Annotated in this window: 16 protein-coding genes; 11 read left to right on the top strand and 5 right to left on the bottom strand. The window is 59.3% G+C overall.

The annotated features are described in order from the left end of the window. Nucleotides 1–39 precede the first annotated feature (39 nt). Both rnr and nsrR read right to left on the bottom strand, forming a co-directional pair. Nucleotides 40–2,535 carry a ribonuclease R gene (gene rnr / locus CPA59_RS18360; protein ID WP_107760319.1) on the bottom strand — a complete coding sequence of 832 codons (2,496 nt, stop codon included), beginning with the start codon at nucleotides 2,533–2,535 and terminating at the stop codon, nucleotides 40–42. Between the two features lie 40 nt (nucleotides 2,536–2,575). Then, nucleotides 2,576–3,001, bottom strand: a complete 426-nt coding sequence (gene nsrR / locus CPA59_RS18365) for a nitric oxide-sensing transcriptional repressor NsrR (RefSeq protein ID WP_038666099.1) — start codon at nucleotides 2,999–3,001, stop codon at nucleotides 2,576–2,578. Nucleotides 3,002–3,360: 359 nt separating this feature from the next. Between nsrR and CPA59_RS18370 the strand changes: the two genes are divergently transcribed. From CPA59_RS18370 to CPA59_RS18385, 4 genes are all read left to right on the top strand, one after another. Then, nucleotides 3,361–4,947 (top strand): methyl-accepting chemotaxis protein, encoded by a 1,587-nt coding sequence (locus CPA59_RS18370; protein WP_038920105.1) that lies wholly within the window; start codon nucleotides 3,361–3,363, stop codon nucleotides 4,945–4,947. A 306-nt stretch (nucleotides 4,948–5,253) separates the two neighbouring features. After that, on the top strand, nucleotides 5,254–6,165 hold the full coding sequence (locus CPA59_RS18375) for a CdaR family transcriptional regulator (protein ID WP_100850067.1): 912 nt from the start codon (nucleotides 5,254–5,256) through the stop codon (nucleotides 6,163–6,165). 2 nt (nucleotides 6,166–6,167) lie between these two features. Continuing rightward, nucleotides 6,168–7,418 carry a cytosine deaminase gene (gene codA / locus CPA59_RS18380; protein ID WP_107760321.1) on the top strand — a complete coding sequence of 417 codons (1,251 nt, stop codon included), beginning with the start codon at nucleotides 6,168–6,170 and terminating at the stop codon, nucleotides 7,416–7,418. A gap of 156 nt (nucleotides 7,419–7,574) precedes the next feature. Further along, nucleotides 7,575–8,195 carry a Fic family protein gene (locus CPA59_RS18385; protein WP_038920109.1) on the top strand — a complete coding sequence of 207 codons (621 nt, stop codon included), beginning with the start codon at nucleotides 7,575–7,577 and terminating at the stop codon, nucleotides 8,193–8,195. Here the strand turns inward: CPA59_RS18385 and CPA59_RS18390 are convergent. After that, nucleotides 8,174–8,365: a hypothetical protein gene (locus tag CPA59_RS18390; RefSeq protein WP_072093512.1), complete on the bottom strand. Its 192-nt coding sequence runs from the start codon at nucleotides 8,363–8,365 to the stop codon at nucleotides 8,174–8,176. The two genes, CPA59_RS18385 and CPA59_RS18390, sit on opposite strands and share 22 nt — an antisense overlap. Before the next feature lie 144 nt (nucleotides 8,366–8,509). Beyond that, nucleotides 8,510–9,523, bottom strand: coding sequence for a type IV pilus twitching motility protein PilT (locus tag CPA59_RS18395; RefSeq protein ID WP_049842457.1), 1,014 nt, complete (start codon nucleotides 9,521–9,523; stop codon nucleotides 8,510–8,512). A gap of 27 nt (nucleotides 9,524–9,550) precedes the next feature. Between CPA59_RS18395 and CPA59_RS18400 the strand changes: the two genes are divergently transcribed. The 7 genes from CPA59_RS18400 to CPA59_RS18430 all read left to right on the top strand — a co-directional run bounded on the left by CPA59_RS18400 (nucleotide 9,551) and on the right by CPA59_RS18430 (nucleotide 14,108). Further along, nucleotides 9,551–10,264 (top strand): YggS family pyridoxal phosphate-dependent enzyme, encoded by a 714-nt coding sequence (locus CPA59_RS18400; RefSeq protein WP_107760887.1) that lies wholly within the window; start codon nucleotides 9,551–9,553, stop codon nucleotides 10,262–10,264. 33 nt (nucleotides 10,265–10,297) lie between these two features. Further along, the gene (proC, locus tag CPA59_RS18405; protein ID WP_107760323.1) at nucleotides 10,298–11,119 is read left to right on the top strand and encodes a pyrroline-5-carboxylate reductase; all 822 of its coding nucleotides are present in this window, start codon (nucleotides 10,298–10,300) and stop codon (nucleotides 11,117–11,119) included. Between the two features lie 43 nt (nucleotides 11,120–11,162). Continuing rightward, nucleotides 11,163–11,717 (top strand): YggT family protein, encoded by a 555-nt coding sequence (locus tag CPA59_RS18410; protein ID WP_038920114.1) that lies wholly within the window; start codon nucleotides 11,163–11,165, stop codon nucleotides 11,715–11,717. Continuing rightward, on the top strand, nucleotides 11,714–12,004 hold the full coding sequence (gene yggU, locus CPA59_RS18415; protein ID WP_038666082.1) for a DUF167 family protein YggU: 291 nt from the start codon (nucleotides 11,714–11,716) through the stop codon (nucleotides 12,002–12,004). The genes CPA59_RS18410 and yggU overlap by 4 nt, the downstream gene beginning before the upstream one ends. A gap of 118 nt (nucleotides 12,005–12,122) precedes the next feature. Then, nucleotides 12,123–12,716 carry an XTP/dITP diphosphatase gene (locus CPA59_RS18420; protein WP_038920116.1) on the top strand — a complete coding sequence of 198 codons (594 nt, stop codon included), beginning with the start codon at nucleotides 12,123–12,125 and terminating at the stop codon, nucleotides 12,714–12,716. Further along, entirely contained in the window at nucleotides 12,709–13,848 is a 1,140-nt protein-coding gene (hemW, locus tag CPA59_RS18425; RefSeq protein WP_107760325.1) for a radical SAM family heme chaperone HemW, read from the top strand. The genes CPA59_RS18420 and hemW overlap by 8 nt, the downstream gene beginning before the upstream one ends. Nucleotides 13,849–13,979: 131 nt before the next feature. Beyond that, on the top strand, nucleotides 13,980–14,108 hold the full coding sequence (locus tag CPA59_RS18430) for an entericidin A/B family lipoprotein (RefSeq protein ID WP_038666077.1): 129 nt from the start codon (nucleotides 13,980–13,982) through the stop codon (nucleotides 14,106–14,108). Between the two features lie 52 nt (nucleotides 14,109–14,160). Here CPA59_RS18430 and CPA59_RS18435 read toward each other — a convergent pair whose 3' ends face one another. After that, nucleotides 14,161–14,616 (bottom strand): GNAT family N-acetyltransferase, encoded by a 456-nt coding sequence (locus CPA59_RS18435; protein ID WP_038666075.1) that lies wholly within the window; start codon nucleotides 14,614–14,616, stop codon nucleotides 14,161–14,163. Between the last annotated feature and the right edge of the window lie 7 nt (nucleotides 14,617–14,623).

The following is a 14,623-nucleotide window of genomic DNA, read 5'->3' on the forward strand; positions in this document are numbered from 1 at the left end:
GCTGCCCATGATACAGGTGCGATGGTCAGCCGACTTCCATTATTCCGCCGGCGCCTTCTTTTTGCTGGCGCGTTTGGCGCGAGTGGCGGCAGCAATTTTACGCGTTTTTTCAGCGTTCTTTTGCGATTTAGCCGTCTTCTTCCTGCCGCCGGTTTTCGCTTTATCTTTATCTTTATCTTTATCTTTATCCTTGCCCTTGCCGGCAGGCTGACGCTTGCCGTCGCCGTCGCTGCGGAATGCGCTATCCGGCTCAAAGTTGGCGCGCTGCCCGGTACGACGACGGCGCGGCGGTTTTGCGTCCGCTTCGCCGCCTTTCTTCGCCCGATCGCGCGCGGTTTTGCCTTCGCCGCGCACCTTACGGGTGGAAGACACCAGTGCGAAATCGATCTTGCGTTCATCCATATGCACGGCTTCAACGCGGATCTGCACTTCATCCCCCAGTCGGTACGTCTGACCACGGGATTCGCCGATCAAGCGCTGGCCGACATTGTCATAACGATAGTAGTCGTTATCCAGCGTGGAAACGTGAACCAGACCGTCGATAAACAGGTCGTTGAGGCGCACAAAGAAACCGAAACCGGTGACGCTGGAGATAATGCCGGTGAAGGCTTCACCGACATGATCCTGCATGAAGTCGCACTTCAGCCAGTCAGCCACGTCGCGCGTGGCTTCATCGGCCCGGCGTTCGGTCATCGAACAGTGTTCGCCCAGTTGCAGCATCTCGTTGAAATCCGAGTGCCAGCCGCCGCTGTGAGTCCAGCGCGCCTTACGGTCGCTGAGCAGGTACTTAATGGCGCGATGCAGCGACAGATCCGGGTAACGCCGAATCGGCGAGGTGAAATGCGCGTACGAAGTCAGCGCCAGGCCAAAGTGGCCGCGGTTTTCCGGGTCATACACCGCCTGTTTCATCGAACGCAGCAGCATGGTTTGCAGCATTTCGTGGTCCGGCCTGTCGGCGATGGAATCCATCAGTTCGGCGTAATCTTTCGGCTGCGGCTTCATGCCGCCTTTCAGCGTCAGCCCCAGTTCGCCAAGCACGCTGCGCAGCGCCAGCACGTGATCCTCGCTGGGCTGGTCATGCACGCGGAACAGCGCCGGTTCTTCGCTCTTCTCGACAAACTTCGCCGCCGAGATGTTGGCCAGAATCATGCACTCTTCAATCAGCTTGTGCGCGTCGTTGCGCACCACCGCTTCCACCCGCTCAATGCGGCGTTCGGCGTTAAAAATGAATTTGGCTTCTTCGGTTTCGAAAGCGATGCCGCCGCGCACCTCACGGGCATGCTCCAGCACCTTGTACATCCGGTGCAGCTCTTCCAGCGGCGCCACCAGCGGCTGGTAATGCTCGCGCAATGCCTCGTCGCCCTGCAGGATGCTCCACACCTTGGTATAAGTGAGACGGGCGTGAGAACTCATCACCGCCTCATAGAATTTATAGCCGGACAGTTTCCCCTGGGTGGAAACCGTCATTTCGCACACCATACATAGACGGTCCACCTGCGGGTTGAGCGAACACAGCCCATTGGAAAGAACTTCCGGCAGCATCGGCACCACCTGCGACGGGAAGTAAACCGAAGTGCCGCGCGCGCGGGCTTCATGGTCCAGCGCCGTGCCGGGGCGTACGTAGTAGCTGACGTCGGCGATCGCCACCCACAGCCGCCAGCCGCCGCCGCGTTTCTTCTCGCAGTACACCGCATCGTCAAAATCGCGCGCGTCTTCGCCGTCGATGGTCACCAGCGGCAGGGAACGCAGATCCACCCGGCCTTTCTTGGCGTTTTCCGGCACCTCGTCCGTCAGGTCGCCCACCTGCTCTTCCACCTTGGGCGGCCAGCTGTGCGGAATTTCATGGGTACGCAGCGCGATATCCACCGCCAGCCCGGTGCCCATGTTGTCGCCGAGGATTTCCACGATCTTGCCGATAGCCTTGGTACGGCGAGTGGCGCGCTGGGTCAGTTCCACCACCACCACGGAGCCCATGCGGGCGCCGGCGATAAATTCCGGCGGGATCAGGATGTCGAAGCTCAGCCGGCTGTCGTCCGGCACCACGAAGCCGGTACCGGCCTCGGTGAAGTAACGTCCGACGATCTGGCTGGTGCGGGGCTCCAGAATACGCACGATGCGCCCTTCGCGGCGCCCTCTGCGGTCTTCGCCCAACGGCTGGGCCAGCACCACATCGCCGTGGATCACCGTCTTCATCTGTTCGGCGGAGAGGTAAAGATCGTCTTTGCGCCCTTCCACCCGCAGGAAGCCGTAGCCATCGCGGTGGCCGAGCACCGTGCCGCGCAGCAGATCCAGTTTTTCCGGCAGCGCGTAGCACTGGCGGCGGGTGAACACCAGTTGACCGTCGCGCTCCATAGCGCGCAGCCGACGACGCAACGCTTCCAGTTGTTCATCATTGGTCAGTTGCAGGTCGGCGGCCAGTTCCTCACGGCTGATGGGCGTGTCCCGTTTTGCCAGATGCTCAAGAATGTACTCGCGGCTGGGGATGGGGAATTCGTATTTTTCTGCTTCACGTTCCAGAAACGGATCTTGTGACATTGCGGTTCCTCCGTTGTCATCAGCAGGCGGCTGAACAGGCTTATTCAACCAGAAGTAATTTATAGAGGGGCGGGTTTTCTTCCACCATATCGGCGAGCGTGTAATTATCCAGTTCTTTCAGGAAATTCTGTACAGCCTGCTGCAGCACCTGCTTCAGGCGGCAGGCGGAGGTGATATGACAAAATTCCTTGCTGCAGTTAACCAGCGACAACGGTTCCAGCTCTCGCACCACATCTCCGATGCGAATCGTGGACGCATCGCGGCCCAGCCGGATGCCGCCGTTTTTGCCACGCACCGCCATGACCAGCCCGGCGCGGCTCAGCTGATTAATGATCTTCACCATATGGTTACGTGAAACGCCATACACTTCAGTTACTTCTGAGATGCTGGTCATTTTGCCCTCCGGCAATGACGCCATATAAATCAGCGCCCTCAAACCATAATCTGTAAAACTTGTTAACTGCACAGAGACCTCTGGGTACCTTGCCGGACAGTCAGGCGACCGCCCCGAAAAACGCGGGCTGGAACCGGGATGGCGCTCGTTAGCCCTGGTTCGTGCCCGTCATGTTCATTTTTTATCAGCAGATGATAAACCAGTGATCAACGCCGGGCGAATTTATTTAGCGCTAACCGATCCTTTCCAAAGTGGAATTCCCCGAGTCCATGCATTTCCATTCACAAAAGATAAGAGAATCGTGCTTCCTAACATGCTGTTTCATCTGTTATGTTCTGAACAAAAATAACCCTACAACACCTTAACGTACGGCGAGCCCGGAATAGGCTCTGTCAGTGGTTTTTTGCTCTGCACACACTAGGAAATGAACCATGCGTTTGAAAAATCTCTCCATCCGCACCGGTCTGCTGACATTGCTGGCCGTCATCACCCTGTTGTTGCTGCTGGTCAGCGGTATGGGGATTCAGGCCATCAACAAGAGCCGCGCCTCCCTGACGGCGCTCAATCAGATTCAGGGAGAACAACTGGGCGCGTTGATGAATGGTTATAACCTGACGCTACGAGCCAGAGCCTCCGCCACGCTGGCGGTGCGCAAAATCGAAATCGGTTTGTTGGACGTCGGGGCCAAGGAAACCGAAAAGCTGGAAGGTTATGTACAACAATCGGAAAAAGAGATTCGCCAGTTCAGCAGCGTGGGAACCAATGGCGAACAGGAGCAGAAACTGGCGCAGCAGGTGTTAAAAAGTTATCAGGACTACCTGAATCAGGGACTAAAACCGATGTTGGACTCCCTGAAAAAGCAGTACACCGACGAATATTACACCTTGCTGGAAAACAACCTGACGCCCCTGAGCGACGCATTTGATAAATCCATCCAGAACTTCCGTAGCTACTCCCAGCAACTCTCCGAACAACATATCCAACAGGCCAATAACAACGAACGGATAATGCTGATGCTGATCGCGTTCGCCTGCCTGCTGTCGCTGCTGCTGGTACTGCTGGGTTGGCTGGCGCTGCGCCACATGCTGCTCAAACCGCTGGATCACGCCATTGAACAGCTGGAACACGTGGCCTCCGGCGATTTGACCCGCCGCATTACTCAGGGGGGCAACAATGAACTGGGCCGGCTGAGCGACGCCATCGAGCGCATGCAGCTGGCGCTGCTGGATTCGGTCAGTCAGGTGCGTGACGCCAGTCATCAGATCGATCAAGGCAGCCGCGAGTTGTTCAGCGGCAACCGCAATCTGGCGGAACGGACCGAAGAGTCGGTCGCGGCGCTGGAACAGACCGCCGCCAGCCTGGAAGAACTGAGCGCGACGGTTAAACGCAACGCCGACAACGCCGAGCTGGCGCATCAGTTGACCAATCAGGTTTCCGACACCACCGATCGCGGCAACGAATCCGTTAACTACGTGGTGGAAAAAATGCGTGAAATCGCCGCTAGCGCCAAACGAATCAGCGATATTCTCGGCGTTATCGACGGCATTGCCTTCCAGACCAATATTCTGGCCCTGAACGCGGCGGTGGAAGCGGCCCGCGCCGGCGAGCAAGGTAAAGGCTTCGCGGTGGTGGCAGGCGAAGTGCGGAGTCTGGCGCAGCACAGCGCTCAGGCGGCCAAAGAGATCCGCACCCTGATCCTGGATTCTCAGTCCCATGTGTCGGAAGGGTTGGACCTGGCTGCCAAAGCCGGTACCACCATGGACGACGTGGCGGAAGAGATCAACCGTATCACCAGCCTGATGAAAGAGATCTCCTACGCCTCTCAGGAACAGCATCGCGGCATCGAACAGGTGAATATCGCCTTCACCCAGATAGACAAGGTGGCCCAGCAGAACGCCTCGCTGGTCAAGGCTTCCGCCGACACCACCCAATCGCTGGAAGAGCAGTCTCGCCAGTTGGTGCAGGCGATGGCCATGTTCCGTATCGAAGACCACACCGCGCTGCTGCAGGCGCGCTGATTCTCATCCCCGCTTCGGCAGTGACCGGCCACCGGTCACTGCCTTTCCCGTCGAACCGAACGCTGAGCCTTTCCCAGCCCGGCAGATTCACGCTTTCAGTGCATAACACAGCATGACGCACAACAAACGGGCGCAGTATGCCTGTTTTCAGCGCCAAACCATGCAACCTGCACAGTGAGCCACGCCCTCGCCGCCCGGCTGCCGCTAACCGAAAAACCGGCACGTTCCTTGCTGTAACTCCAAGGACGTCATTCCACGGACATTGATTGCTGTTCCCCATGTCGGGGCAAAACCAGAGGGACCATCATGCCGGTATTTCATCACAGGAACCTGCCTCATCATCATACTGAAAGTGAGCAGGACAGGTGGCGAAGCGACTTTCTGCTCCAGTTGTTGACCTGCGATCATCCGGATCTGCCTCTCCTCCATCAGCGCGCCGCCAGGCTGCAATTGCCGCTGGACAGGCCCCATCGGGTAACGGCGTGGCGTCTGTCCGGTATGCCGACGCTGTTTTCCCCGTCTTATGCCGGCTGCCCGGAAGCGCAACTGCACGGAGCACGCCAGCAGTTGCAACAACAGCTACAGGAACTCATGTCGGAATACCTGCCGCCGGTCATGCTGGGTGACCTCTGTCTGCTGGCGCTGCCGGCCGATAGCCCGCTGCTGCGCCGCGGACATCAGGACTTCACCGCATTCCGTCAGGCAATCAACGCCGATATCGCGCCGCTGACGCTGTTTGGCGGGATTTCCGGCCCGATCAACGCGGCCGAGCACTATCGGCGCGGGCTGAGCGAAGCGCGGCAGGCGCTTAACGCAGCAGAAAGCATGCGCCCGGAAAAAGGCCTGTGCGACTACACTGATCTGGGGGTGTTGCAATTGCTGACTTCCGTCAGCGACCCGACATTGCTTACCCGCTTTATGCACGACGCGCTGGGTAATCTGGTGGAGAATAACCGCAAATCGCCCAATTTGCTGATTGAAACGCTGGATGCGGTATTGCAGGAAAACGGCAATCTGATCAAAGCCGCTGAGCGGCTAACTATCCATCGCAATACGCTGCATCAGCGCCTGCAACGTATTGAACAGCTGTCGGGCGGCGCGTTGAACGATCCGCTGTTTCGCCTCAACGCTTCCGTCGCGCTATTAGTCTGGCGCCTGTCTGGTTCACAGACGCAGGGAACCGCCATACCGTCGTTCAAGACAACCTCACAGGAGTGATTATGAAGATTATCAACGCCGCCCTGCGCCATCAGGCCGGGCTTCACACGCTGCAACTGCAGGACGGCCTGATTGCCGCGATGGTCCCCCAGCCCGCCATGCTGCCCGCCACGCCGGATACCATCGACGCCGCCGGGCAACTGGCGATCCCGCCGCTGGTGGAACCGCATATTCACCTTGACGCCGTCCTGACCGCCGGCGAACCGGAATGGAACATGAGCGGCACGCTGTTTGAAGGCATTGAACGCTGGAGCCAGCGCAAGGCCGCCATCACTCACGAAGACACCAAGCGCCGGGCGCATACCGCCATCGGCATGTTGCGCGACCACGGCATCCAGCATGTGCGTACCCACGTCGATGTCACCGACCCGTCGCTGGCGGCGCTGGAAGCCATGCTGGAAGTTAAAGAAGAAGCGAAGGAGCTGATCGACCTGCAAATCGTCGCCTTCCCGCAGGAAGGCATCGAGTCGTACCCGGCAGGCCGCCAGTTGATGGAGCGCGCCATCGCGCTGGGCGCCGACGTGGTTGGCGGTATTCCCCATTTTGAGAACACCCGCGAACAGGGCGTCAGCTCGGTGAAATTCCTGATGGATCTGGCGGAACGCACCGGTTGTCTGGTGGACGTGCATTGCGACGAAACCGACGATCCGAACTCGCGTTTTCTGGAAGTGCTGGCGGAAGAAACGCGGGTGCGGAACATGGGTGCCCGCGTCACCGCCAGCCACACCGTGGCGATGGGTTCCTATGACAACGCCTACTGCTCAAAACTGTTCCGCCTGCTGCGCCGCTCGGGCATCAACTTCGTTTCCTGCCCGACCGAAAGCATCCACCTGCAAGGGCGCTTCGACACCTTTCCCAAACGTCGCGGCGTCACCCGGGTAGCCGAACTGGACCGTGCCGGCATGAACGTCTGCTTCGGGCAGGATTCGATCAAGGATCCCTGGTACCCGCTCGGCAACGGCAACATTCTGCGCATTCTCGACGCCGGGCTGCATATCTGCCACATGATGGGGTATCAGGATCTGCAGCGTTGTCTCGATTTCGTGACCGACAACAGCGCCAAAGCGCTGCATCTGGGCGACGGCTACGGCCTCGCCGTCGGCCGCCCGGCCAACCTGCTGATTCTGGATGCGGAAAACGACTACGAAGCGGTGCGGCGTCAGGCCAAGGCGCGCCTGTCGATACGCCACGGCAAGGTCATCATGCAGCGTGAACCGGATCTGATTCGGTATCCTGACCGCCAACCTGATTAACGTCATCCACAATAAGCGTGACCAAATGAGCGTGACGAAGAGCTTATTGAAACAGGCTCTTCGCTGCGCCCGCACAGGATACGGGCATGCATTCAACGCTATATATGCATTCAACGCTATAATAGTGCGGTGTGATACTGAAGGCCGGAGGATATCATGGGACGATATAATGTTTTCAACAGCGAAGGACAGTACGCACAAGGCTCGGAAGATCTGGTGTTGAAAAACAGGCTCGGTATTACCAACCCTGATGACATTGACGGCGCCGAATTAGTCCTACTGGAAAAACTGTATCATTTCGTCTTTGAAGACCACTTTCCCGCCGACCAGCAACTGAGTGTCGACCAGATCAGAGCATGGCACGCGCTTTGGCTCGGTAACCTGTATGACTGGGCTGGTCAGAACAGATCCGTCAATATCAGCAAAGGCGGATTCCTGTTTGCCAGTGCGTCACAAATCCCCAGCCTGCTTACGCAATTCAATGATAAATGCCTCACTCGATACACGCCTTGCACTGGCATGGCGCGCGATCGGCTGGCCGAAGCCATTGCTGTTGTCCACGTAGAATTGATACTGATTCACCCTTTTCGCGAAGGAAACGGGCGCATATCAAGGTTGGTGGCAGATGTGATGGCCGTTCAGGGTGGTTATCCCCCGTTGGACTACCAACCCTGGGAGCAGAATAAGACCCAGTATATTGGTGCTATCCATGCCGGGGTCGGAATGGATTATGAGCCGATGACATACTGGGTTAATCAAGCACTAACGGGTGGGTGAACAGCCAAACTCAGGTAAGCGAACTTATCCCGCTGCTCGTCCAGTGAAGAAGCAATCATGCTGGAAGACTGGCCGGTTTCAATGGCTGTCGATGTCGCCACAGTACGGATGATTTGTTCGCGAGAAGGCATAACATACTGCTCATTCCGGTGCTTTTGGTTGACAGCCATATCGTCCTCCCCATGTTGGTCTGTTTATTATACATGCAACCTGGCATGAAGTAATCCTGTGCTGAAAGCAAAAGGAAACCCTCCCGATCCGTTTAGGCACATTGCCGCCCCGGCAACACACCATGACCTTCACTGGCATCCAGATTAACCGGCATTCATTTCAGGCCGCAGCCTCCCCTCCCGGCATCGCTGCTGGTAACTCTGTTCAAAGGTCTGCATGCCGACCTGACCGCCGGTTTGCAGCAGGCTCGGCAACTGGTGGGTTTTACCTTCGCGGATCAGGTTGCTGACCGCCGGGGTGGCGAGCAGTACTTCAAACAGCGCCACGCGCCCGCCTTGCGCGCCCGACAACAGTTTCTGCGCCACCACCGCCTGCAAACTGGCGGCCAGTTGCGTGCGAACAAACGCTTTCTCCTCGGCGGGAAAGACATCCACCAGCCGGTCCACCGACTGCACCGCCCGCCGGGTATGCAGCGTCGCCAGCACCAGATGACCGGTTTCCGCCGCCGTCAGCGCCAGCCGAATCGTCTCGCTGTCGCGCAACTCGCCGAGCAGCAGCACGTCCGGGTCTTCGCGCAGCGCCGCCCGCAGAGCACTGGCGAACGCATCGCTATGACGGCCAATCTCCCGCTGTTGAATCAGACAGCGTTGGCTGACATGCAGGAACTCAATCGGGTCTTCCAGCGTAATAATGTGGCGCGCACGGCGTTGATTGAGCGAGGCGATCATCGCCGCCAGCGTGGTGGATTTACCGCTGCCGGTTGCGCCGGTCACCAGAATCAGACCATCGGGACGATCGGCCAGCTCCGCTACCACCGGCGGCGCGCCCAACGCCTGTAGATCCGGCTGATGTGACGGGATCAGGCGCAGCGCCGCCGACAGGCCGTGGCGCTGCATAAACAGATTGGCCCGTAACCGCTGACCCTCCGGCAGCGTCAGCGCGCAGTCGGTCTGCCCGCTTTGCCGCAGTTGCTGCTCGCAGGCTGGTTCCAGCCAGCTGCCGCACCACTGCTCCAGCTCGTCGTTGTGCAACGGCGGCTGCGCAGCATCCGCCACCAGTTGCCCGTCGATACGCCAAACCGGCGGATGACCGCTGCACAGGTGCAGATCGGACACATTCTGTTTTACACTAGACCGCACCCATTCACTCACATCCATTGATTGGCCTCCTGAACCATTATGACGATATCGACAGTCCAGCAAAATCTACAGGACGTCCGGCAGAGAATCTCGGCGGCGGCGGAACGTTGCGGGCGCGCGCCAGAAGAAATTACGCTGCTTGCCGTCAGCAAAACCAAACCTGTGAGCGCGATCGAAGCAGCCATTGCGGCCGGGCAGCGGGCATTTGGCGAAAACTATGTGCAGGAAGGGGTCGACAAGATTCGCCATTTTCAGACACATCAGCCGGATACGGCGCTGGAATGGCACTTTATCGGACCGTTGCAGTCGAATAAGAGCCGCCCGGTAGCGGAGCACTTCGACTGGTGCCACACCATCGATCGGCTGCGTATCGCCCAACGCCTGAGCGAACAGCGCCCGGCGCATCTGCCGCCGCTCAACGTGCTGTTGCAGGTCAATATCAGCCAGGAAGAGAGCAAATCCGGCATTCTGGCCGGCGACCTGCCGGAACTGGCGGCCAGCGTGGCCCAGTTGCCGAACCTGCGGCTGCGCGGGCTGATGGCGATCCCCGCGCCGGAAACGGATCATGACCGTCAATTGGCGGTATTTCGCCAGATGACCGAACTTTTTCTGCAACTAAAAGCGGATTATGGCACTTTGGATACCCTGTCGATGGGCATGACCGACGACATGGCCGCCGCCATTGAGGCCGGCAGCACGCTGGTGCGGATCGGCACCGCGATTTTTGGCGCACGTGATTACCGTTCACCGGCCAGTTAACCTTAACGGACAGATGAGAACAGCGAGAATCTGATGGAACACCGTAAAATAGCCTTTATCGGCGCGGGCAATATGGCGCAGGCGATCATCGCCGGTCTGATGGCGGACGGCTATCCGGCCAGCCAGGTCAGCGTCAGCGCGCCGTCCGCCACAAACCGGGACGTACTGGCCGCCCGTTATGGCGTTGCCAGCCTGAGCGACAATATCGCCAGCGCCCGCGATGCCGACGTTGTGGTGTTGGCGGTCAAACCGCAATTGATGGCGGACGTCTGCCAAACGCTGGCGCAGCAGGTGGATTTCAGCGGCAAACTGGTGTTGTCGATCGCCGCCGGCGTCAGCGTCGCCCGTTTCCGTCAGTTACTGGGCGATTCGCTCAACATCGTGCGCATCATGCCCAACACCCCATCGCTGGTGGGCCAGGGCATGAGCGGGCTGTACGCGCCGGCGAACGTCGGCGAAGCCGATCGGGCGTTTGCCGCCGACCTGATGAAGAGCGTCGGTAAGCTGTGCTGGGTCGCCGACGAAGCGCAGATTAACGGCGTGATTGCCGCCGCCGGCAGCGCTCCCGCTTATTTCTTCCTGTTCATGGAAGCCATGCAGCAGGAAGCGATTCGTCAGGGCTTCGACGCCGACACCGCCCGGTTGCTGGTACAGCAGGCAGCCAGCGGCGCGGCGGCGCTGGTGGACGCCAGCCCGGACATCCCGCTGTCGACACTGCGGGAAAATGTGACCTCCAAAGGCGGCACCACCGCTGAAGCGCTGCGTGTGTTCAACGAGCGCCAGTTGGGCCAGATTGTCGCCGATGCTATGCAAGCCGCCGTACACCGTGCGAAGGAAATGGAATCGCTGTTCTGATTGCCGTCTGAAACATGATTTTTAATGAAGGAATAACCGTCTCATGCTGACCCTGACTTTTCTGGTCAAGACCCTGATTGACCTGTACGTGATGGTGTTATTGCTGCGCATCTGGATGCAGTGGGCGCGCAGTGATTTTTACAACCCGCTGGCGCAATTCGTGGTGAAGCTCACCCAGCCGATCATCGGGCCGCTACGCCGCATCATCCCGTCGCTGGGGCCGATCGACAGCGCCTCGCTGCTGCTGGCGTTTCTGCTCACCACGCTCAAGTATCCGTTACTGTTGCTGATTCAGGTCGGCTCGCTGTCGCTCAGCCCGATCAACCTGCTGGTGGGGCTGCTGGCGCTGGTCAAATCCGCGGGTTATCTGGTGTTCTGGGTGGTGATTATCCGTTCGCTGATGAGCTGGATAAGCCAGGGCCGCAGCCCGGTGGACTACATGCTGCATCAGTTGACTGAACCGCTGATGGGGCCGGTGCGCCGCATTCTGCCGTCGGCCGGTGGGCTGGATTTCTCGCCGATGGTGGTGATTCTGGTGCTGTACCTGTTGAACTATCTCGGCATGGATTTTTTCCCGGGGCTGTGGTTCCTGTTGTGAGTGCCGTCAGTCGTTGCGAAGACGGGCTGGTGATTCGGCTGTATATTCAGCCGAAAGCCAGCCGGGATCAGATTGTCGGGCTGCATGGCGACGAGCTTAAAGTCGCCATCACCGCGCCGCCGGTGGACGGTCAGGCCAACGCTCACCTCATCAAATTTCTTGCCAAACAGTTTCGCGTCGCCAAAGGCATGGTGACCATCGAAAAGGGCGAGCTTGGGCGTCACAAACAGATTAGAATCGTCAACCCGCAAGCCATCCCGGCCGATGTCGCGGAACTCATCCCCTGAAGTTATTCTTTGAACGGAATTTATTCTCTGAACAGACGTTATTCCCTGAACGGAAGTTATTCCCTGAACAGAAGTGATTCCCTGAACAAATACCCTGAACAGATTGCAGGAACAACAGATGCAAAACGTGGTTTTAGCCACCGGCAATGCCGGTAAAGTGCGTGAACTCGCCGGTCTGCTGGCGGATTTCGGCCTCGACGTGGTAGCGCAAACCACGCTGGGGGTCGAATCCGCCGAGGAAACCGGTTTAACCTTTATCGAAAACGCCATTCTGAAAGCGCGCCACGCCGCGCGTGAAACCGGTCTGCCGGCCATCGCCGACGATTCAGGTCTGGCGGTGGACGCGCTGGGCGGCGCGCCGGGGATTTACTCCGCCCGCTACGCCGGGGAAGACGCCAGCGATCGGCAGAATCTGGACAAACTGCTGGCGGCGCTGGACAACGTACCGGACGAGCAGCGTCGGGCCAGCTTCCACTGCGTGCTGGTGTATCTGCGCCACGCCGACGACCCGACGCCGCTGGTGTGCCACGGCAGCTGGCAGGGCGTCATCGCCCGCGCGCCGGTCGGCGAAGGCGGCTTCGGCTACGACCCGGTGTTTTTTGTGCCGTCAATCGGCAAAACCGCCGCCGAGCTGAGCCGCGAAGAGAAAAATGCCCTCTCCCACCGCGGTCAGGCGTTGCGTCAGTTACTGGATGCCCTGCGACATGCTTAATCTGCCGCCGCTCAGCCTGTACATCCACATTCCCTGGTGCGTGCAGAAGTGCCCCTATTGCGACTTCAACTCCCACGCGCTGAAAGGCGAGGTGCCGCACGACGACTACGTGGCGCACCTGCTGGCGGATCTGGATGCCGACCTGCCGCTGGCGGGCGGACGCCCTCTGCACAGTATCTTTATCGGCGGCGGCACGCCGAGCCTGCTCAGCGCCGACGCGATGCAACAGTTGCTGGATGGCGTGCGCTCAAGGCTGTCCTTGCCGGCCGAGGCGGAAATCACTATGGAAGCCAATCCCGGCACGGTGGAAGCCGACCGCTTCAGCGGCTACCAGCGGGCAGGCATCAACCGGATTTCCATCGGCGTGCAGAGTTTCAGCCCGGATAAACTGACGCGGCTGGGCCGCATCCACGGTCCACAAGAGGCCAAACGCGCCGCCCGGCTGGCCGCTGGTCTGGGGCTGCGCAGTTTTAATCTCGACCTGATGCACGGGCTGCCGGAGCAATCGCTGGACGAAGCGCTGGACGATCTGCGTCAGGCCATCGCGCTCAATCCGCCGCACTTGTCCTGGTATCAGTTAACCATTGAGCCCAACACCCTGTTCGGTTCGCGCCCGCCGGTGCTGCCGGACGACGATGCGCTGTGGGACATTTTCGAGCAGGGTCACCGTTTGTTGAGCGACGCCGGGTATCAGCAGTATGAAACCTCGGCCTACGCCAAACCGGGTTACCAGTGCCAGCACAACCTCAATTACTGGCGTTTCGGCGATTATCTGGGCATCGGCTGCGGCGCTCACGGCAAAATCACCTTCGCCGACGGCCGTATTGTGCGCACGGTGAAAACCCGCCACCCACGCGGCTACATGCAGGGCAATTACCTGCAGCAACGCAGCGAGGTGGCGATGGCCGACCGGCCGTTCGAGTTCTTCATGAACCGTTTCCGGTTGCTGGAACCGGCGCCGCGCGCTGATTTCACCGCCTACACCGGACTGCCGGAAAGCGCCATCCGTCCGTACATCGACGCGGCGCTGGCGCAAGGCTACCTGACCGAAACCGGGCAGCACTGGCAGGTGACCGAACACGGCAAGCTGTTTCTCAACTCGTTGCTGGAGCTGTTTCTGGCGGAAGAATGAGTAGCTAAGAGACACGGTCGCAGCACAAAAATCCGGCTTAACCGACTGACGACACGTTGAATTCCGGCACGGGATTATGACAAAGTGAAGGCGGGATTTGCCCCGTTATACGCTATAAAAGGTAAACCACCATGAAAACGATCACCCTACTGGTTGCCACGCTATTTATGGCGACCGCATTGACCGGCTGCAACACCGCTCGCGGATTCGGTCAGGACGTTCAGAAACTCGGCAGTTCCATTTCCCATACCGCCAGTTGATCGGCGCCCCGCCTGCCGCACAGGCAGGCGGGTCACCTTTACAGAACCGTCATTACCCCGCCGTTCGCATCGGCACGTGGGGAATCCCATCCTCGTCGTAACCGTCGCCACAGACGGCAAAACCGAACTGTTGATAAAAATGCTGCAGGTGCGCCTGCGCGGACAAGTATTGCGCCCGCCCCGGCCAGTGTCGGGCACAGGCGGCCTGTGAATGCATCAACAACTGATGCCCCAACTGCTGACCGCGCGCGTCGGGCGCGACGACCACCCGGCCGATGGTTACGGCGTCCTGCCCGTCATGGGGCGCCAGCAATCGCGCGCAGGCGATCAACCTGCCGTTTTGCCAGGCGGTCACATGGCGGTTGCCGTCCACCAGATCCAGACCGTCCGGGTCCTGATAGGCGCACTGCTGCTCCACCACAAAGACCTGACTGCGCAGGCGCAAAATGTCGTATAGCGCATAAGGGTTCAGGTCTTTCACGCCCCAGTCATGCCAAATCAGACTCATCGCCGCT

Source organism: Dickeya sp. Secpp 1600 (assembly GCF_003049805.1).
Lineage (GTDB): Bacteria > Pseudomonadota > Gammaproteobacteria > Enterobacterales > Enterobacteriaceae > Dickeya > Dickeya fangzhongdai.

Bases quoted from the DNA above. Each gene is read 5' to 3' on its own strand.
- rnr (WP_107760319.1), bottom strand. From the start codon at position 2,535: ATGTCACAAGATCCGTTTCTGGAACGTGAAGCAGAAAAATACGAATTC.
- CPA59_RS18370 (WP_038920105.1), top strand. From the start codon at position 3,361: ATGCGTTTGAAAAATCTCTCCATCCGCACCGGTCTGCTGACATTGCTG.
- CPA59_RS18375 (WP_100850067.1), top strand. From the start codon at position 5,254: ATGCCGGTATTTCATCACAGGAACCTGCCTCATCATCATACTGAAAGT.
- codA (WP_107760321.1), top strand. From the start codon at position 6,168: ATGAAGATTATCAACGCCGCCCTGCGCCATCAGGCCGGGCTTCACACG.
- CPA59_RS18385 (WP_038920109.1), top strand. From the start codon at position 7,575: ATGGGACGATATAATGTTTTCAACAGCGAAGGACAGTACGCACAAGGC.
- CPA59_RS18390 (WP_072093512.1), bottom strand. From the start codon at position 8,365: ATGGCTGTCAACCAAAAGCACCGGAATGAGCAGTATGTTATGCCTTCT.
- CPA59_RS18395 (WP_049842457.1), bottom strand. From the start codon at position 9,523: ATGGATGTGAGTGAATGGGTGCGGTCTAGTGTAAAACAGAATGTGTCC.
- proC (WP_107760323.1), top strand. From the start codon at position 10,298: ATGGAACACCGTAAAATAGCCTTTATCGGCGCGGGCAATATGGCGCAG.
- CPA59_RS18410 (WP_038920114.1), top strand. From the start codon at position 11,163: ATGCTGACCCTGACTTTTCTGGTCAAGACCCTGATTGACCTGTACGTG.
- CPA59_RS18420 (WP_038920116.1), top strand. From the start codon at position 12,123: ATGCAAAACGTGGTTTTAGCCACCGGCAATGCCGGTAAAGTGCGTGAA.
- hemW (WP_107760325.1), top strand. From the start codon at position 12,709: ATGCTTAATCTGCCGCCGCTCAGCCTGTACATCCACATTCCCTGGTGC.
- CPA59_RS18430 (WP_038666077.1), top strand. From the start codon at position 13,980: ATGAAAACGATCACCCTACTGGTTGCCACGCTATTTATGGCGACCGCA.
- CPA59_RS18435 (WP_038666075.1), bottom strand. From the start codon at position 14,616: ATGAGTCTGATTTGGCATGACTGGGGCGTGAAAGACCTGAACCCTTAT.